This is a genomic window from Pantoea sp. 1.19, from assembly GCF_001922585.1.
In the GTDB taxonomy this organism is placed as follows: Bacteria; Pseudomonadota; Gammaproteobacteria; order Enterobacterales; family Enterobacteriaceae; genus 1-19.
The window spans coordinates 152,986-171,593 of sequence record NZ_MRBS01000008.1 but is presented as its reverse complement, the minus strand read 5'-3'; the positions used below and the strand labels follow the sequence as shown (position 1 = coordinate 171,593).

The following is an 18,608-nucleotide window of genomic DNA, read 5'->3' as shown; positions in this document are numbered from 1 at the left end:
CGGGGCACCGCCTGGCACCCCGCGGGGGATTAGCGGTCGCGCTCGTCGCGGCGTCCGGGAATGGCTCCCCAGATGCGGCGAATGTGCACCGTCACCTCTTCGCGATCGTGATACAGCTGACGCGCCTGATACTGCGCGTTGATTCCCTCCGCCTCCAGCAGCGATGCGATCAGCGCCAGATTCTGCGTCACCTCTTCGTACCGTTTTTTCATCGGCAGCTTCAGGTTAAAAATTGCCTCGCGGCACCAGCCGTTGATCAGCCATTTTGCCATCAGATGCGCCACGCGCACCGGTTTTTCCACCATATCGCACACCAGCCAGTCGTTGTTACTGCGCACCGGCTGGTATTTGAAACCGTCTTCGCGGCGATGGGTCACCTGACCGGTATCCATCAGGCTCGGCGCCATCGGGCCGTTGTCCACCGCATCGACCCACATGCTGCGCTTGACCAGCTGATAGGTCCAGCCGCCGGGGCAGGCGCCAAGATCCACCGCGCGCATCCCGCTGGCGAGCCGCTCGTCCCACTCATCGGCCGGAATAAAGACGTGAAACGCCTCTTCCAGTTTCAGCGTAGAGCGGCTCGGCGCATCGGCAGGGAACTTCAGACGCGGGATACCCATAAAAAACGGCGAATTATTCTGAGTGAGCGAGTAGCCGACGTAGCAGGTGCCCGGCGCGATGAAAAACACATGCACGACCGGCCGCTTCGAACTTTCGTAGTTCAGCAGCACGCCCTGCTGCCGCAGCGCCGCGCGCAGCGGTACGGTAAGCTTACGGCAAAATTTCAGCAGCTCTTTCGCTTCATTGGTATCCGGCACCTCGACGCGCAGATCGCCGGCCTTCTCCACCGCGCCCTGCAGCATTCCGGCGATCGGTGAGATACGATCTTCCGGTGGCAGATCGCGCAGCAGCTCACCCACCAGCACCATCTGTCGGGCAAAAATCAGCGAGGAGAACGGCAGCTCGCTGATCAACTTTTCAGCCTCCTGCGGCTGATAACACTCAAACAGCAGGTATCCGGCCTGCTCTTTTACCCGGGCAAAACCTAATACGCCCAGCTCCGCCGCTTTAGCGGTGATCTCCGCCGCACACTCTTTTTCAAATCCCTGACGGCAGTACAACAACACTTTATTCATGGCGATCGCCTCGTTTCTTCAGACGCAACGCGCCAATTAACATCAACAGCCAGCCAATCAGGAAGCAGGTGCCCCCAACCGGCGTGACAAATACCCACATCTTCAGGTGGGACAGCGCCAGGCAGTACAGGCTGCCGCTAAACAGGACGGTACCCAGCGCCATCAGTGCGCTGCTCCAGTAAAACCAGATATTGGCGCGACGCAGCATCACCGCCGCCAGCCCGACAATCGCCAGCGTGTGCGTGGCCTGATAGTCCAGCCCCGTTTTAATCCATGCCATTTCGGTAGCGCCCAGCGACTGGCTAAGCACATGGGCGCCAAACGCGCCAAACATCACGTAGAAAAAACCGCTCAGCGCGGCAAAAATCAGCATTGCCCGACTGGACATAGGGGTCACTCCTCAGCAACGGGCCGGTGCGTAAAGGGCATCCGGCCGGAATCGGCATCAGTGCGCGTAGCGAAAGCGAAATTTTTCTTGTTCGCTGGCGGCTTTCGCCAGTATCCACTGTCGAAAAGCGGCTATTTTACCGAGTTCTGCCTGACTGTCATGACAAACCAGATAAAAAGCATTTTTACTGACCAATACATCGTTAAATGGGCAGACCAGTCGCCCGGCCTCGATTTCACTTTGAGCCATCACGTTATTGGCCAGCGCCACGCCCTGACCGTGGATCGCCGCCTGCAGGACCATCGCGCTGTGGCTAAAAATCGGCCCCTGCTGCACGCTGATGTGGTTCAGGCCCAGCTGGCGGATATACGCCTGCCAGTCACGACGCGAAGCATCATGCAGCAGCGTGAAGCGCGCCAGATCGGCGGGCGATTTAAGCGGCTGCTCGCCGGTGAGCAGCTGCGGCGCACAGACCGGCAGCAGATACTCGGCATACAACTTTTCTACCCGCAGGCCCGGCCAGTTGCCGCGGCCGTAAAAAATGGCCACGTCGACATCGTCCGCCAGCTTCTCCTCCTCGCGGTCCACCGCCTGGATGCGCACGTCGATTCCCGGATAAGCTGAGTTAAAGCTGGAGAGGCGTGGCACCAGCCACTGAATCGCAAAGCTGGGCAGCAGGCTGACGGTCAGTGCCCCCTTGGCGCTGCGCGACTGCAGTTTGCGCGTGGCGTCGTTGATTGCCGAGAAGATCTCTTTGATGTCGAGATAGTAACTTTGTCCTTCCTCAGTGAGCAACAGCGAACGATTCTTTCGCCGAAACAGCTTAAGACCGAGAAAATCTTCCAAAGATTTGATCTGATGGCTGACGGCAGCCTGGGTGACAAACAGCTCCTCAGCGGCTTTGGTAAAGCTTAAATGGCGCGCGGCGGCATCAAAAACGCGCAGGGCGTTAAGCGGGGGAAGACGTTTAGACATGATTTTATTCATTACTCAGGGCCGGGATGTAATCGCGTGTTACAGATTAGTTTTTTTTATCTGAGGCATTATAATTTGTCCGTTGAGCACTTTCCAGCAAATACCTATAGTTGCGCCACTTCCAGAGCCGGAACGAAAAGCAGTTTAAATTTTGTGCGAGAGATCGCAGACAGATTTGAAAGGCTTTTGGCTTGTGGTCGTGATGTTGTGTTTGCTTATTGATCGGCGATTGCCGATCCGGGTAGGTAACTGCCCTGTTTTATTTCCTGAAGATTTATCCTGTCTGTCCATAGTGATATCAGTAGCACCGCAAACTGCGGTGCTTTTTTTTTGCCGGTGTCGGGACGCGACCGTTACTGGCCCATCTCCACCATCTCTTTCACGTCACCTTTATTGATCTGCTGCTTCATGCCGTTGGCATCTTTGTAGCTGATCATCCCGGTATCATCGTCTACCATAGGCTTACCGTCGGCAACGATAGTGCGACCATCATTGGTATGCATCACGTAGTTGCTGGAACAAGCGGCCAGAGACAGGGTCATGGCACAGGCGGCGAAAATGGCGGCAATCTTTTTCATGTTCTACTCCTTGCAGTATGAAGATGCGATAAGTCCCTGCAGCGCATAGCCTGGTGATTCTCACGCGGAAAGCGCCGTTTCAATGCAGGTAATTCTCAATGTATTACCTAAAATAGCATAACGCGCTTTCCGCGCTTTGCCAGTCACCGACTTCGCTTTCAGCCTGGTCCTGGTTTTTTATCCGATGAGGGGACTATGTACGCTTTTCAACCCGCCGCCTTCCGCCGGCAGTTTCCGGCACTGGATGATGCCGGGGTCTATCTCGACAGCGCCGCGACCGCGCTAAAACCGCTGGCGGTTATTGAGGCCTGCGAGGCCTTTTATCGCCTAAGCGCCGGCACGGTGCACCGCAGTCAGTTTGCCGCTGCGCAGGCGCTCACCGCCCGCTACGAGCAGGCGCGCGGCCAGGTGGCCCGCCTGCTGAACGCCGCCAGCGAGCGTGAAATCGTCTGGACGCGCGGCACCACCGAGGCGATCAACCTGGTCGCGCAAAGCTGGCTGCGACCGCGGCTGGCGCCGGACGATGAGATTGTCGTCAGTGAGGCCGAACATCATGCCAACCTGGTCCCCTGGCTACAGCTGGCGCAGCAGACCGGCGCCCGCGTGGTGCGTCTGCCGCTCAATGCCGCGCGGCTGCCCGATCTGGAGCGTTTACCGGCACTACTCGGCCCGCGCACGCGCCTGCTGGCCCTGGGGCAGATGTCCAACGTGACCGGCGGTATGCCGGATCTGCCGCGCGCCATTGCGGCGGCGCACGCGGTCGGTGCAGTAGTGATGATTGATGGTGCCCAGGGCGTGGTACACGCCCCGGCCGACGTGCGTCGGCTGGATATCGACTTTTACGCTTTCTCCGGTCACAAACTTTACGGTCCCACCGGCATCGGCGCGCTGTATGGCAAAGCCGCGCTGCTGGAGGAGATGGCACCGTGGCAAACCGGCGGGAAAATGGTCAGCGCAGTCAGTTTTGATAACTTTACCCCGCAGCCGGTACCGTGGCGCTTTGAGGCCGGAACACCGAACGTCGCCGGCGTCACCGGTCTGAGCGCCGCCCTGCACTGGCTGGAAACGATCGACCTGCCCGCCGCCGAAGCGTACAGCTGTCAGCTGGCGGCGCAGGCCGAAGCGCAGCTCAGCGCCCTGCCCGGCTTTCGCAGCTTCCGCACCGGCAACAGCGCCCTGCTGGCGTTTGATATTGCCGGCGTTCACCACAGCGATTTGGTGACCCTGCTGGCGGAAGCGGGGATTGCCCTGCGCGCCGGACAGCACTGCGCTCAGCCGCTGATGCAGGCGCTGGGCGTAAGCGGTACACTGCGCGCTTCGTTTGCCCCTTACAATACCCGGCAGGACGTGGCGGCGCTGGTCAGCGCCGTACAGCACGCCTGTGCGCTATTACTGGAAGAATAATGTCTGACACGCTGATTGCCCCCCACCCGTTTGCCACCGAGCTTACCGCTGATGCCCTACGCGCAACCTTTGCGCGCTGTGCGCAGTGGGAAGATCGCTACCGCCAGCTCATCCTGCTGGGCAAGCAGCTGCCGCCGCTGCCGCCGGCTCTGAAAACGCCGGAGCGGGAGCTGAGCGGCTGCGAAAACCGCGTCTGGCTTGGCTGGCAGCGACAACCCGACGGCACGCTGCATTTTTACGGCGACAGCGAAGGGCGGATCGTGCGCGGGCTACTGGCGGTACTGCTGACCGCCGTAGAGGGACAGACGCCTGAGGCGCTACAGGGCCGCGATCCGCTGGCGCTGTTTACCGAGCTGGGGCTGCGGACGCAGCTCAGCGCCTCGCGCAGCAGCGGCCTGCAGGCGCTGGCGGAGGCGGTGCAGCGGGCAGCGGCTCAGTCCTGACGGGCGGCCTTTGCCTGCATCTTCTTCAGCGCGTGGGAAACGGCAACAAAGCCAAAGGTGGCCGTCACCATCGTGGCGGCGCCAAACCCCGACGCGCAGTCCATACGCTTCGGCCCCTCGGCGGTGCTGCGCGAAGCGCACACCGAACCGTCCGCCTGCGGGTACTTCAGCGCTTCAGTTGAAAACACACAGTCAACGCCCAGCTTCCCTTTGCTGTTTTTTACGATGCCAAAATCGCTTTTCAGTCGTTCGCGCAGCTTAGCGGCCAGCGGATCCTGAATGGTTTTTGCCAAATCGGCGACCTGAATCTGCGTGGGATCGATCTGCCCGCCGGCGCCGCCGATGGTGACCAGCGGCAGCTTGTTGCGCCGACACCAGGCAATCAGCGCGGCCTTCGGCCGCACGCTGTCGATGGCATCAATCACGTAGTCAAAACCGCCGGACAGCAGCGTGGCGGCATTTTCCGGCGTCAGAAAGTCATCGATGCAGGCGATCTGGCACTCCGGATTGATGCGCCGCAGGCGTTCTGCCATCACCTCGGTCTTTGCCTGACCCACGTTACCCTGCAGCGCGTGAAGTTGCCGGTTGGTATTGGTGATACAGACATCGTCCATATCGATCAGCGAGACCGCACCAATCCCGGTGCGCACCAGCGCCTCCGCGGCCCAGGAGCCTACGCCGCCTATGCCCACCACGCATACGTGACTGCTGGCAAACAGCTGTAGTGCGGATTCTCCATACAGCCGGGCGGTGCCGCCAAACCGTTGACGCCAGGCGTCAGACAACATCGTCATTTCTGTTCCTCATTGCTTGCGGGGGCCATGCACGCCGCCCCCGTTACGGCTCACTGATTGGCAAACAGCGGCGTGCCGGTGCCCGGCGCCGGGCGTAGCACCCACACGCGCCCGTAGTGGTTAAAGAAGCCCGCCTGATGGCCCGCTTCCGGCCCAATGCCTTTATAGATATCAAAGTGCTGGCCTTTAATTGCCCCGCCCACATCCAGCGCGACCATTACCCGCATTTCATATTTCCCGGTGAACTTCCCCTGGTTGTCGAGGATCGGCACCTCGGCCAGCAGGGTACTGCCGGTGGGGATCAGCGCGCGATCGGAGGCCACTGAAGCCTTCGCGACCAGCGGGACCGCCGCCGCGCCGCGCACCGGTGTAAAAGGCTCAGGCTTAAAGAAGACAAATGACGGATTCTGCTCCAGCAGCTCACGCACTTCCGCCGGGCTGTGCGCTTCCGCCCACTGGCGAATCGCCTGCATCGACATATCCTCCCGCTTCACTTCACCGCGATCGATCAGCACTTTGCCAATACTGCGATAAGCGTGGCCGTTTTTACCGGCGTAGCCGAAGAAGGTCAGCGGCCGCCCGTCGCCGTAGTCGATATAGCCGCTGCCCTGTACGTCCATAATAAAGTTATCCATCAGCGAATTGCTCCAGGCAATAACGTAGCGCTCGTCGATGACGCCGCTGTAGATGTCCGCGCGGCTCGGCAGCTGACGTTTACCGTTGCGCGGCGGCAGGCGGTAAATGGGATACTGAAATTCACCCTGCCGGGTGTAGCGCGCCTGGACCACCGGGGTGTAATAACCGGTAAACTGCACGTTTCCGAAGTTATCGGCCCCCTCCATCTGAAAGGCATTCAGTCCAAACTGACGCAGCTGACGCGTGTCGCCGCCGGCCATCAGCCACTGCTGCACCGCGGAATAAGTGCTCTGCTCGCGGGTAAACAGGCGCGGCGAGGCGCGCTGAATTTCAGTCACCTGGCTGGCATAGTCCAGCGCATTAACCGGATGCCCTTTGGCATTCGGCTGGTTGACCAGCGCCAGCGGCTGATCCAGCTTGCCATCAATATACTGCTGACCTTTATCGGTCGGTCGGGAAGCGCATCCCGCCAACAGCGCTAATACTGCGCCTGCCCATGCCGCTTTCGTCCAGAACCCAACCATTGCCTTCTCCTCAGCCGGCGAAAATTTTTCGGAAGATAACAAAGCCCTTCAGCTTTTGAAATGGTCAGACCGAAAAAGAGCCGCGCTCCCTTGCCGGGCGCGACGGCGAACGGGAGAAATTTTCAGCAGTCAGCGGCAAAATCAGCGCCGCGGGGTAAAAAAGGGTTGCATCAATGCTCACGGGGAGTATAGTGCGCATCCACGGACGCGGGGTGGAGCAGCCTGGTAGCTCGTCGGGCTCATAACCCGAAGGTCGTCGGTTCAAATCCGGCCCCCGCAACCAATTCACGACGGTGCAACTGCTCAGCACGACGGTGAAACAATATGATGGCATACGGACGCGGGGTGGAGCAGCCTGGTAGCTCGTCGGGCTCATAACCCGAAGGTCGTCGGTTCAAATCCGGCCTCCGCAACCAACTCACTACGGTGAGAACCATCAACAACAATACGGACGCGGGGTGGAGCAGCCTGGTAGCTCGTCGGGCTCATAACCCGAAGGTCGTCGGTTCAAATCCGGCCCCCGCAACCAACACAATCAAACACCCGTCGGGTGTTTTTTTTTGCCCGTCGTCCGGGACGCCCCGCCTGCCCGCCGCTATTTATGCGGCGCCAGCGCGGCGCCCTTACTGAAATAAGCCTTGATGCCGGCCAGAATCGACTCCGCGACCTGCTGCTGAAAACGCGCGGTGCGCAGCTTACGCTCCTCTTCCAGGTTACTGATAAACGCCGTTTCCACCAGAATCGAGGGGATATCCGGGGCTTTTAGCACCGCGAAGCCAGCCTGATCGACGCTGCGCTTGTGTAGATGATTCACCTTGCCGAGCCGGCCTAGCACCTCATGACCAAACTTCAGGCTGTCGTTGATGGTCAGGCTTTGCACCATATCGAACATGGTGTGATCCAAATAGCGATCTCCGCTCATGCTGACGCCGCCTATCAGGTCGGATTCATTCTGGGTTTGTGCCAGAAAGCGCGCGGCGGTGCTGGTGGCCCCCCTGGTGGACAGGGCAAATACGGATGAACCGCGCGCAGCGCGGCTGGTAAAGGCATCAGCGTGAATCGAAATAAACAGATCCGCGCGCTGCTTGCGCGCCTTCGCCACCCGCACCTTCAGCGGAATAAACACATCTTCATTACGCGTCATGTAGGCGCGCATATTCGGCTGCTTATCAATTAACGCCTTCAGGCGACGGGCAATCTTCAGCACCACGTCTTTTTCCCGGGTCTTATGTTTGCCAATTGCGCCGGGATCTTCGCCGCCGTGGCCGGGATCTAACATGATAACAATCGGCCGGTCCCGCCCGGCCTTGCCCGGCAGTGGTGCCTGCGCCGGCTGCGTCTTTTCCAGCGAGCCGTTGTTGTACTCCTCCAGCAGCGCCAGCAGCGGATCCGCTTCGGCCGGCGCGCTGGCCGGGTAGAGATCCAGCACCAGCCTGTCTTTAATACCGGCCACCGGCCCGAGCGAGAAAGTGCGCGGCGTGACATTTTGCTTCAGCTCCAGCACCAGCCGGACAGTGGTCGGATCAAACTGGCCCACGCGCACGCTTTTGATCCAGGGATCGTCCGCGCGCACCAGCTCGCTCACCCCTTTCAGCGTGCGGTTAAGGCGCAGATGCTTAATATCAATCACCACCCGTTCGGGCTGGCTAAGCGCAAACTGCTTGTATTCCAGCGGTGCGCTGGACTCCAGCGTCAGGCGCGAATAGGTGGAGGATGGCCACAGGCGCACCGCCAGTACATGACGGTTGGCTGCCATGCCCAGTCGGGTCACGCTCAATAATCCCACGGCGCCAGCGCCCTGCAGCAAACGGCGTCGGGTAAGAAAAGTGGATGAATCGGACATGCCGCTCCGTACGTTTGCCGTAGTAAAGACATCAGCCAAAAAAAGTGGGGAAAAACTTTAGCGAATTGGCATGCCGGTGTCATCCGAAAAAATGGCATATTTCGCGTCTTTACACGCCAGGCGGCGGCGGCAGGCAACGACCCGTCCGGGAAATTTCCGCTTGCGCGCGGCGACATAAAAGAATAAAAATACATTAATTTCGAATAAAAATTCAAAGAGGTTTGTCGTGAAGGAACGTAGTACCGAGTTGGTTCAGGGATTTCGTCATACCGTCCCCTACATCAATACCCACCGGGGAAAAACGTTTATCATCATGCTGGGCGGCGAAGCCATTGAGCATGATAACTTCTCCAGCATCGTCAACGATATTGGCCTGCTGCACAGCCTCGGTATTCGCCTGGTGGTGGTGTACGGGGCGCGCCCGCAGATTGACGCGAACCTGGCGGAACATCAGCTGGAGCCGGTTTATCATAAGCATACCCGCGTCACCGACGCGCAGTCGCTGGAGCTGGTCAAACAGGCCGCCGGCCGGCTACAGCTCGATATCACCGCGCGCCTGTCGATGAGCCTCAGTAACACTCCGCTGCAGGGAGCACACATCAACGTGGTCAGCGGCAACTTTATCATTGCCCAGCCGCTGGGGGTCGATGACGGCGTCGATTATTGCCACAGCGGCCGGATTCGCCGCATCGACGAAGACGCTATCCACCGTCAGCTCGACAGCGGAGCGATTGTCCTGCTTGGCCCGGTGGCCGTCTCGGTCACCGGCGAGAGCTTTAACCTGACGTCAGAAGAGGTTGCTACCCAGCTGGCTATCAAGCTGCGGGCGGAAAAAATGATTGGCTTTTGCTCCGGGCAGGGGGTGATTGATGAAGCCGGCAACACGATTTCTGAGCTGTTTCCCAACGATGCGCAGGCGCGAATTGAAGCGTTGGAAAGCCGCGGTGACTATCACTCTGGTACCGTACGTTTTTTACGCGGCGCGGTGAAAGCCTGCCGCAGCGGCGTGCGTCGCAGTCACCTGATCAGCTACCAGCAGGACGGTACGCTGCTGCAGGAGCTGTTCTCCCGGGACGGCATTGGCACCCAAATCGTGATGGAATCGGCGGAGCAGATCCGCCGGGCCACCATTAACGATCTCGGCGGCATTCTGGAACTGATCCGCCCGCTGGAGCAGCAGGGAATTCTGGTGCGCCGCTCGCGCGAGCAGCTGGAGATGGAGATCGACAAATTTACCATCATTGAGCGCGATAACCTGACCATCGCCTGCGCCGCCCTCTATCCCTTCCCGGAAGAGAAAATCGGCGAGATGGCCTGCGTCGCCGTGCATCCCGATTACCGCAGCTCCTCGCGCGGGGAAGCGCTGCTGCAGCGCATTGCCCTGCAGGCGCGGCAGATGGGGCTGGAAAAGCTGTTTGTCCTGACGACCCGCAGTATCCACTGGTTCCAGGAGCGCGGTTTCACCCCGGTCGATATTGAGCGGCTGCCGGAAACCAAAAAGCAGATGTATAACTATCAGCGCCGCTCAAAGGTGCTGATGGCCGACCTGACGCACCAGGGCAACCGCTGAGCGACCGCAGCGGGTTAATGCTCAGGCGGAGCGCCGATCGGTGCTTCATCGTTCAGACGCTCCGCCAGCCCGCTGCGCCGCACGGTGCGCTGCGCCACCGCCCGCTCGAACACCCGCGGATCGCTATACAGCGTGAGTCGCTGGCGCGCGCGCGTGATGGCGGTATACACCAGTTCACGGGTCAGTACCGGCAGGCTCTTATTCGGCATCACCAGCACGGTATGGCTAAATTCCGACCCCTGCGATTTATGTACCGTCATCACCCACGCGGTATCGTGCGGCGGCAGGCGACTCGGCTGTACCGCCTTCAGCGTGCCGTCCGGCAGCAAAAACCACACTTTTAACGCGTTCTCTGCGTCCGGCAGCGCGATACCGATGTCGCCGTTATACAGCCCCAGCGCGCTGTCGTTACGGGCAATCATCACTGGCCGCCCCACATACCAGCGCCCGCGCCCTTCCGCCGGCCGGCTAATCAGCCGCTGCTGATGCAGCGACAGCTCAACCCGCTCGTTCAGACCGCTGACGCCAAACGGTCCTTCGCGCAGCGCGCAGAGCAGGCGAAAATCATTGAAGCTGCTCAGCACTGCCTGCGGCGGTGCCCCGGCCGCCACCTGCTGTAAAAACGGCCGGTAGCCCGCTACTGCGGCGTGCAGCAGCCGCTGATACTGCTCGCTGTCGCTCAGCGGAAAGCGTGCAATATCGTCAAAACCGGCGTCAAAGACCTGATTAACCCGCGCGCTGTCGCCGCGGTTCACCGCCTGCGCCAGCTGACCAATGCCCGAACCGGCATCAAAGCGGTAGCTGTGACGCAGCAGGCAGAGGGTATCGCGCACCGGGCTGCCCTGCGCCTCGCCGGCGGGCAGCGTGCAACCGGTCAGCGCCTCCAGCTCTTTAGCCCGCGCGGCGCTATAGCCCTGCTCAGCAAAACGGCAAATATCCCCCAGCACCGCGCCGGCCTCTACCGACGCCAGCTGGTCACGATCGCCGAGAAACAGGATCCGCGCCTGCGGCGGCAGCGCCGCCAGCAGGTTAGCCATCATGGGCAGATCGACCATTGAGGCCTCATCGACCACCAGCACGTCAAGGTGTAGCGGATTGTCGCGATGGTGACGCAGCCGCTGGCTGTCAGGCCGCGCGCCCAGCAGCCGGTGCAGCGTGGTGGCCTCCGCGGGAAACCGCTGCCGCTCCGACTCGCTCAGCGGCAGCGCCGCCAGCGCCTTGCCGAGGGACTCGGTGAGCCGGGCCGCCGCTTTGCCGGTTGGCGCCGCCATATAAATCCGCAGCGGCCCCTCGGCGGTTTGCAGCAGCGCCGCCAGCAGCCGGGCCACGGTAGTGGTCTTACCGGTACCCGGCCCGCCGGAGATCACCGATACCCGACGGGTCAGCGCCACCGCGGCGGCAATTTTTTGCCAGTCTAGCGCGCCGTCGCCAAACAGGGCGTCCAGCCGCGCGCGCACCCCGGGCGGGGCGGCGGCAGTCTGCAGCGCCGCCCGGGCAAAAAACGATGCGACCCGCCCCTCACTCTGCCACAGCCGCTGCAGATACAGGCGATCGCGCTGCCACACCAGCGGGGTCGGGGAGTCACCGCGCCCCAGCGCCGGCCACGCCGCCAGCCCGGCAGCCAGTTGTTCCGTGGAGGCCGGCGCGCCGGCGGCCTGCCACAGCGCCGCGGCCAGCGTTGGATGGCGACCGCCCAGCAGATTTTCCGGTACGATGTGCGCCAGCGGCAGGCAGACATGGCCCTCACCGGCCTCCGCGCTGACCAGCGCGGCCACCAGCTGCCATAGCGGGTGGCTGTCAGCGGCCAGCAGCCGGGCAAACTGGACGTCCAGCGCGCGCAGCGCGCCGACGCTTACCGCCTGGCGCAGCAGCATTTCCAGGCTGCTCATGTCGAACTCTCCCCGTGTTGAAATAGCGCGTCGAGCCGGGCAATAAAATCGGCATCCGGTCGGGTCTGCCAGACGCCCTGCCCCGGACGATCGGCATCGGCGCCGCGCAAAAAGAGATAAAAAACGCCGCCAAAATGGCGATCGTAATCGTAGTCTGTCAGCCGGTGGCGCAGATAGCGGTGCAGCGCCAGGCTGTAGAGCTGATACTGCAGATCGTAACGATGCGAAACCATGGCTGCCGCCATCGCCTCCGGAGTATAGGCGCTGGCATCTTCCCCCAGCCAGTTCGACTTATAGTCCAGCAGGTAATATTTCCCCTGCCAGCGAAACACCAGGTCTATAAAGCCTTTCAGCATGCCTTGTACCTGACGAAATTGCAGATGACCGGCCTGCGCCGACAGCGGATCGTGCCGGCGAATAAGCGTATCCAGCGCCATCGCCGTCAACAGCCCGTCGATGGGCAGAAAGAACGCCAGCTCCGCCTGCTTATCAGCATTGCTCACTGCCTGCAGCGTGGCACCGCTGTCGCCGAGCGGCGCCTGCAGGATCGCCGACAGCCACTCCTGCATCACCGGGAGCCAGCCCTCATCCAGCCCCTGCTGCGCCAGCTGATCGGCCAGCCAGTCCGGGTCGATCGGCTGAGTAAAATCGAGCGTTTCAAACAGGCCGTGAAGAAACGTGCCGGGAGCCGCGCCGCGCGGAAAGCTGTGCGGCGTCAGCGCCAGCGCGTCGCTGGCCCGCCCTTCACCGGCGGCATCCACATCCAGCTTTGGCAGCAGGTCAAACACGCCGCCGCTACCGTGCTGCTGCAGGCCGGAGTAGCTGGTAACCCGCCAGTCATCCTGCAGCACCCGCGTCAGTTGGGCGCTGCTAAGCACCGGCGCCGCCGGCAGATCCGGCTGCCAGGGCTGCAGGTCGGTTGGGCCACACTCGGTGACCGCAATACCGGCCGTGGACAGCGGCACCAGCGCCTGCCGCAGCGTCTCCGCGCTGAGCGGATTGCCACCGCCCAGCAGCCAGCCAAGGGCGCTTTTAGCAAGATCGCTGTCGCCGCTCTTTTTACGGTTGCCGCGAAACACCGGCGCGAGGCCGATGCTGCAGTGCCAGACAGAGCGGGTTAGCGCCACGTACAGCAGTCGCAGATCTTCGGCCAGCCGCTCCTGTTCCGCGCGCTGGCGACTCTCCCCGGCCTGCTGCAAATCCAGGACTGCATCACCGCTGTCGGGGTCGTGATATAGCCCGCCGTCCGCTTCGCGAAACGCGGCCGCAAACGGCAGCCAGACCAGCGGGTACTCCAGCCCCTTGGCTTTGTGGATAGTAATGATTTGCACCAGGTGACGGTCGCTCTCCAGCCGCAGCTGCTGACTGGCGGACTGCCAGTTGGGCTGGGCAATCTGCTGATGCAGCCAGCGGAGCAGCGCCGGCTCGCTGTCCAACTGGGTAGAGGCCTCCTGCAGCAGCTCCCCAAGGTGGAGCAGATCGGTCAGCCGGCGCTCGCCGCCCGGCGTCGCCAGCAGGCTTTCCGCCAGCGCTCGCCGCCGCATCACCTCGCGCAGCATGGGTAAGACGCCGCGTTTGAACCAGTGCTGACGGTAGTCGCTAAACTCGTCGACGAGGGCATCCCAGGCGCGCTCATCCTGATTCAGCGCGTCCAGCGCGGCGGCGTCAAGGCCAAACAGGCTGGTGGCCATCGCGCTGCGCAGCGATCGCTCCTGCTCGGGCGCCAACACCGCCTGCAGCAGCCAGCCCAGTTCGCGCGCCTCCGGAGTGGCAAACACGCTATCGCGGCTGGAGAGATAGACCGAGGGAATCTGCCGCTGGCTCAGCGCCTCGCGGACATGGGCCGCTTCGCGGCGGCTGCGCACCAGCACGGCGATATCGCCGGCGCTCACCGGCCGGCGGGTGCTACCACTGTCCAGCACGGCCTCACCGCGCTGGCCGGCCTCCAGCCAGTCGCGGATGCTGGCTGCGCACTGACGCGCCATAAATTGTTGGTACTCACTCACTCCCACACCTTCTCCCGGCTGCAGCCAGATGCGCATCGCCGGTTCGGCCTCATCGCGCAGGCGTAGTGCAAAAGCCTGGCGGGCGGGTGACGGCGCCACCGGTGAGAACGTAATCGCCGAAAACAGGAACGGCCGGGGAGGCAGGGTAAACAGCTGATTGACCGCGGCAATCATGGCCGGTGAAGAGCGCCAGTTGGTGCTCATTGTGTAGTGAGCGCTAACTTCTGTACGCGCTTTCATATAGGTAAAAATATCCGCCCCGCGGAAGGCGTAAATCGCCTGTTTCGGATCGCCAATCAACAGCAGAGCGACCTCAGGCTGGCTTACATAAAGCGTACGAAAAATGCGGTACTGCTGAGGATCGGTATCCTGAAATTCATCGATCAGCGCAACCGGAAAACGCTGGCGAATACGCTGCGCCAGCGCTTCGCCGCCGGGAGCGGCCAGCGCTTCATCCAGCCGGGACAGCAGATCGTCAAACCCCAACTGCGCACGCTGGCGTTTTTCCTGCCGGGTTAAACGGCGAATCGCGCTCAGCGCCCGGGCAATCAGCAGATCGCGCAAATCAAGCGGCTCGGCCAGAAACGCTTCAATCTGCTGAAACAGCGCGTGACGCGGAACGTCACCTTTCCGGGTTTTCTCCTCGAGCTGAGCCTGACTAAACCGATCCAGCGCCTTCGGAAGCTGATAGTCTTCGGTCGGCTGATGAGCCCACGCCGAGACGCTCTCAATCCAGCCGGGCAGATAGCGCGCGCTGTAGCTGCGTTTATCTACGCCAGACGCCGCAATCAGGGCGGCCACTTCACCGGCGGCGGTTCGCCAGGCCAGCTTGATCGCATCAATGCGGGCAATCAGCGCTGCATGGCGCTGCTCCAGCGTCTCATCCGGATCCGGTGGATTTTTCAGCGTTGGCGTTTCGCCCTGGAGCCACGGCTGCAGGGTGCGCAGCAGATCGTCCGGCCCCTGCCAGTGCTCCGCCACTCGCGCGGCAATGGGCTGCGGCAGCGGATAGCAATGACGCCGCCAGAAATCCGCCGCCGCCTGACGGCGCAAGGCCGACTCATCCTCCAGCAGCTGCTGTTCAAACAGCATGCCGGACTCAAAGGCGTTCAGACTCAGCATCCGCTGGCAGAAACCGTGAATGGTAAAGATGGCGGCATCATCCATTTGCCGCTCCGCGGCCAGCAGCATCTGTGCCGCCCGCGCGCTATCCGGCAGCTCGGCCAGCAGCGCCGCGAGCTCAGGCCGGTCGCTGCCGCCGCGCAGACACGCCAGCCGCAGCTGGTGAATATTTTCCCGGATCCTGCCGCGCAGTTCGGCAGTCGCGGCCTCGGTAAAGGTCACCACCAGGATCTCCTCAACCCCCAGCGGGCGGCGTCCGCTTTCGCCGTCCAGGCCCAGCAGCAGTCGCAACCAGAGCAGACCGATGGTAAAGGTTTTACCGGTTCCCGCAGAAGCCTCTATCAAACGCACGCCGGTCAGCGGCAGAGACAGCGGGTCAAGCGGCAAAGCCACACTTGCGCTCATGGCTCAGCACGCTTAACCGGCAGCGACTGCTGCAGGGCCGCCAGCGTTTTCCAGGTCGTAAATCCGACCGGCGCGGCATAATCCACTTTGCCGTGATGGCTACCGGAGATTTGCGACAGCATGGCCAGCCCCTGCTGCTGAATCACCGCGCGATGAAAGAAGTCGGCCAGCGCCGCCGGCGTCAGCCGTTTGGCCTGCTCAATGACCTTTTCACGCGTATCAAAACGGTAGTTTTCCCGATCAAAATCGTTGGTAAAACGCGAGGCTTCTTCATCCAGCGTCTGCGGGCGCTGCTGAAGCTCATTGATCATTGCCTGTTGATACTGGGCAAAATCTTCCGGCTTCATTTCCCGCAGCCGCTGCTCAGCCTGCGGGAAGAAAGCCTGATAGCGCGACAGCAGATAAGCCGGCTGCTGGCTGTTGCTTTGCAGCAGGAAGCCAATGCCCCACTGCCGGCCCACCGGCATCTGGAAGGCAAACACCGCGTAGCCCAGCTGCTCCTCGGTGCGCAGCTGATTATAAAACCACGGCTGAATAATCTGGCTCAGCAGCGTGCTGCTGGCGATACTCTGATACTCTTCGTAGCCCAGGGGAACATACAGCGCCGCCAGCGCGGAGTCGGTACTGCTGCCCACCTTCTGCATGTTGGCCAGCACCGGCTTATTAATGTTGACGTACTCGCTGTGCCACCAGTCATGCCCGCTGCAGCCCAGCTGGGTCTTCAACGCTTCCGCCAGCGTTTTCACCCGCTGCGGAGCCAGATTGCCCACCACCAGCATTTCCGGGGTCGCCTGCGTCAGCAGCTTCTGACGCCAGGTCAGCAGTTCCGGCAGGGTGATGCTCTGCAGCAGCGCACGCCGCTCGCTGCGCTCGGTATACGGAAGCTGCGACAGCATCTGCATCGGTTGAATCGCCTGCTCGAAGGCCTTGCCTTTGTCAGCGGCGGCCAGACGCTCCAGGTACCAGGATTTCGCCTGCGCCAGCTGCGCCTCAGTGGGCTGGTAGGTGGCATAACCGTGCAGCAGATCTTTTAGCAGATCCGGCAGGTGCTGGGTAAAGCCGCTGGCCTGAACCAGCAGGCCGTCATCTTCCTGGGTGGAGAAGTTTATTCCGCCAACAGACGCCTGGGAACTCATCTCATCCAGCGCCAGTCCGGCAAGATAATCATTCAGCGCAAACAGCACCTGACTCCGGGCGTCTTGCATCGCCGCCTTATTACGCAGCGCCAGCGTAATACTGGCCCGGGGCTCATCGGCAAAGTAGCGGCTGGGCATATAGAACACGCGCAGGCCTGGCGTGCTAATCAGCGGCTGAGGATGCGTGGCCGACGACGACTGGCCGACCCGCGAGAAATCATCGGGGATGTAGGGGTTCAGCGATGGCAGACTCAGCGTTATCTGGCTGGCTTCGCGCTGCCATCGGGCGAAGCGCTGTGGCGTAATGCGGTCAACCTGATAAGGCGCCTCCACAAAATAAGCGGTTTTATTGTGCGGCTCTTTTGGGCTGACAAACCAGATACGGGCGTTTTGCGGCGTCAGTTCGTCCAGACGCTGCTTTATCGCCTGCGGATCATAGCGGTCGGCGACATAGGGTGCGACCAGCGTATCACTGACCGGTACGCGGAGCATGGTGTCCGCCAGCCACTCGATATAGTCCATGTCGCGCGTGATCGCCGGATAGCGGAAATCCACGTCCAGTACGCGGGACACTTCGTCGAAATAACGTTTATCGATGCCTTTGTTGCGCAGCATTTCGAGGTAGCTAAAGACCGCGGCGATCACCCGATCGCGCTCCGCCAGCCCTTTATCGGTCAGCGAAATGGAGAGGGCAAACACCCCGCCGTTGCGATCGATAACCGGATCGGCACCGGCGGTGATGCCGTCGGCCAGTCCCTGGCTCTGTAACCAGTCAGAAAGGGTATTTTTACTGCGGTTACCGATCAGGTAGCCAATCAGCGTATCGGTTTTACTGCGAAAGCGATCGGCGTTATTGGCAATGCGGAACTCAATCTTAAGCTGCTTACGCGGCTGCGCCGGGACGTAGTGAATGATCACGCCCTTCTGCTGGTCAGTGACCACCGGCTCGCTGATTTGCGGTACGCTGGCATGGCGATTTTCGATGCGACCAAAAGTGGCGGCGGCCAGCGGCGCCAGCTTCGCCAGCGGCTGATTGCTGTAGATGACCCCTTTCATCAGATTGGCCGAGTAGTGCTGCTGCCAGAAATCGGTGAGGGCATCGTGCAGTTTGCTGCCGGGCTTGTCTTTCAGCGTATCCAGATTACCACCGGAAAAGCGCGCCGCCGGATGCGCGGGGTTAAGGGTTTCCGCCCCCACCTGCGCCATTCGCAGACCATCGCGCGAGCGCGCCATGGTCAGCTCTGCGTTCACCGCATTGCGCTCGCGATTGGCATTGACCGGATCGAGCAGCGGTTCGGCAATGGCGTCCGCCAGCCTATCTGCCGCCGGCTGCAGCGCGTCGTTTTCTACCTCCAGATAGAAGGCGGTACGATATGGCGCGGTGCTGGCGTTATGGCTGCCGCCGTGCTTTTTCAGAAATTCGGCCAGATTGTCCGGTTCGGGATAACGCTTTGAGCCCATTAACACCATGTGCTCCAGATAGTGTGCCAGCCCCAGCTGGCTATTGGGATCGTCCAGCGAGCCGATCGGCAGCGCCAGCGCCGCCAGCGACTTTGGCGCCTGCGGATCGGAAACCAGCAGCACCGTCATGCCATTATCCAGGACAATAGCCTGATACTGGCGCGGATCTTTTTCGCTTTTTTTAACCGGCTCCTCCAGCGGACGCCATCCCTGCGCCGCCTGAGTCAACGGACTCCAGGCCACGACTATCAGCAGCAGGCTGCTCACCCACAGGGCAAATCTACGCATTACAACTCCT

At 61.4% G+C, this 18,608-nt stretch carries 13 protein-coding genes and 3 tRNA genes; 6 read left to right on the top strand and 10 right to left on the bottom strand.

The features are described from left to right. Positions 1 to 29 precede the first annotated feature (29 nt). The 4 genes from rlmM to BS626_RS14940 form a co-directional block, all read right to left on the bottom strand. The gene (gene rlmM, locus BS626_RS14955; protein ID WP_075183175.1) at positions 30 to 1,136 is read right to left on the bottom strand and encodes a 23S rRNA (cytidine(2498)-2'-O)-methyltransferase RlmM; all 1,107 of its coding nucleotides are present in this window, start codon (positions 1,134 to 1,136) and stop codon (positions 30 to 32) included. Next, positions 1,129 to 1,524, bottom strand: coding sequence for a DUF423 domain-containing protein (locus tag BS626_RS14950; protein ID WP_075183174.1), 396 nt, complete (start codon positions 1,522 to 1,524; stop codon positions 1,129 to 1,131). Before BS626_RS14950 ends, rlmM begins: the two co-directional genes overlap by 8 nt. Positions 1,525 to 1,581: 57 nt before the next feature. Next, positions 1,582 to 2,499, bottom strand: coding sequence for a transcriptional regulator GcvA (locus tag BS626_RS14945; RefSeq protein WP_075183237.1), 918 nt, complete (start codon positions 2,497 to 2,499; stop codon positions 1,582 to 1,584). Between the two features lie 353 nt (positions 2,500 to 2,852). Next, positions 2,853 to 3,077, bottom strand: coding sequence for a YgdI/YgdR family lipoprotein (locus BS626_RS14940; protein ID WP_075183173.1), 225 nt, complete (start codon positions 3,075 to 3,077; stop codon positions 2,853 to 2,855). Between the two features lie 195 nt (positions 3,078 to 3,272). On the opposite strand from BS626_RS14940, the gene csdA reads away from it, so the two are divergent. Continuing rightward, the gene (csdA, locus tag BS626_RS14935) at positions 3,273 to 4,481 is read left to right on the top strand and encodes a cysteine desulfurase CsdA (RefSeq protein WP_075183172.1); all 1,209 of its coding nucleotides are present in this window, start codon (positions 3,273 to 3,275) and stop codon (positions 4,479 to 4,481) included. Further along, a complete protein-coding gene (gene csdE, locus BS626_RS14930) occupies positions 4,481 to 4,924 on the top strand; it encodes a cysteine desulfurase sulfur acceptor subunit CsdE (RefSeq protein WP_075183171.1) in 444 nt (147 codons plus the stop codon). Before csdA ends, csdE begins: the two co-directional genes overlap by 1 nt. On the opposite strand, the gene tcdA is transcribed toward csdE, so the two are convergent. Together tcdA and mltA are read right to left on the bottom strand one after the other, a co-directional pair. Next, a complete protein-coding gene (gene tcdA / locus BS626_RS14925) occupies positions 4,915 to 5,718 on the bottom strand; it encodes a tRNA cyclic N6-threonylcarbamoyladenosine(37) synthase TcdA (RefSeq protein ID WP_075183170.1) in 804 nt (267 codons plus the stop codon). The two genes, csdE and tcdA, sit on opposite strands and share 10 nt — an antisense overlap. Before the next feature lie 50 nt (positions 5,719 to 5,768). Continuing rightward, positions 5,769 to 6,878 carry a murein transglycosylase A gene (gene mltA / locus BS626_RS14920; protein ID WP_075183169.1) on the bottom strand — a complete coding sequence of 370 codons (1,110 nt, stop codon included), beginning with the start codon at positions 6,876 to 6,878 and terminating at the stop codon, positions 5,769 to 5,771. A gap of 206 nt (positions 6,879 to 7,084) precedes the next feature. On the opposite strand from mltA, the gene BS626_RS14915 reads away from it, so the two are divergent. The 3 genes from BS626_RS14915 to BS626_RS14905 all read left to right on the top strand — a co-directional run bounded on the left by BS626_RS14915 (position 7,085) and on the right by BS626_RS14905 (position 7,407). Continuing rightward, positions 7,085 to 7,161, top strand: a tRNA-Met gene (locus BS626_RS14915). Positions 7,162 to 7,217: 56 nt separating this feature from the next. Further along, positions 7,218 to 7,294, top strand: a tRNA-Met gene (locus tag BS626_RS14910). 36 nt (positions 7,295 to 7,330) lie between these two features. Beyond that, positions 7,331 to 7,407: transfer RNA gene (locus BS626_RS14905), tRNA-Met, on the top strand. 66 nt (positions 7,408 to 7,473) lie between these two features. Here BS626_RS14905 and amiC read toward each other — a convergent pair. Then, on the bottom strand, positions 7,474 to 8,721 hold the full coding sequence (gene amiC / locus BS626_RS14900) for an N-acetylmuramoyl-L-alanine amidase AmiC (protein ID WP_075183168.1): 1,248 nt from the start codon (positions 8,719 to 8,721) through the stop codon (positions 7,474 to 7,476). 196 nt (positions 8,722 to 8,917) lie between these two features. Between amiC and argA the strand changes: the two genes are divergently transcribed. Then, positions 8,918 to 10,291 carry an amino-acid N-acetyltransferase gene (gene argA / locus BS626_RS14895; protein WP_170870476.1) on the top strand — a complete coding sequence of 458 codons (1,374 nt, stop codon included), beginning with the start codon at positions 8,918 to 8,920 and terminating at the stop codon, positions 10,289 to 10,291. A gap of 14 nt (positions 10,292 to 10,305) precedes the next feature. Here the strand turns inward: argA and recD are convergent, their stop codons facing one another. Genes recD through ptrA form a run of 3 tightly spaced genes read right to left on the bottom strand, consistent with a single transcriptional unit; the run spans position 10,306 to position 18,598 of the window. Beyond that, positions 10,306 to 12,180 carry an exodeoxyribonuclease V subunit alpha gene (gene recD, locus BS626_RS14890; RefSeq protein ID WP_075183166.1) on the bottom strand — a complete coding sequence of 625 codons (1,875 nt, stop codon included), beginning with the start codon at positions 12,178 to 12,180 and terminating at the stop codon, positions 10,306 to 10,308. After that, a complete protein-coding gene (recB, locus tag BS626_RS14885) occupies positions 12,177 to 15,713 on the bottom strand; it encodes an exodeoxyribonuclease V subunit beta (protein WP_075183165.1) in 3,537 nt (1,178 codons plus the stop codon). Before recB ends, recD begins: the two co-directional genes overlap by 4 nt. After that, entirely contained in the window at positions 15,710 to 18,598 is a 2,889-nt protein-coding gene (gene ptrA / locus BS626_RS14880) for a pitrilysin (protein ID WP_075183164.1), read from the bottom strand. The genes recB and ptrA overlap by 4 nt, the downstream gene beginning before the upstream one ends. Positions 18,599 to 18,608: the final 10 nt, after the last annotated feature.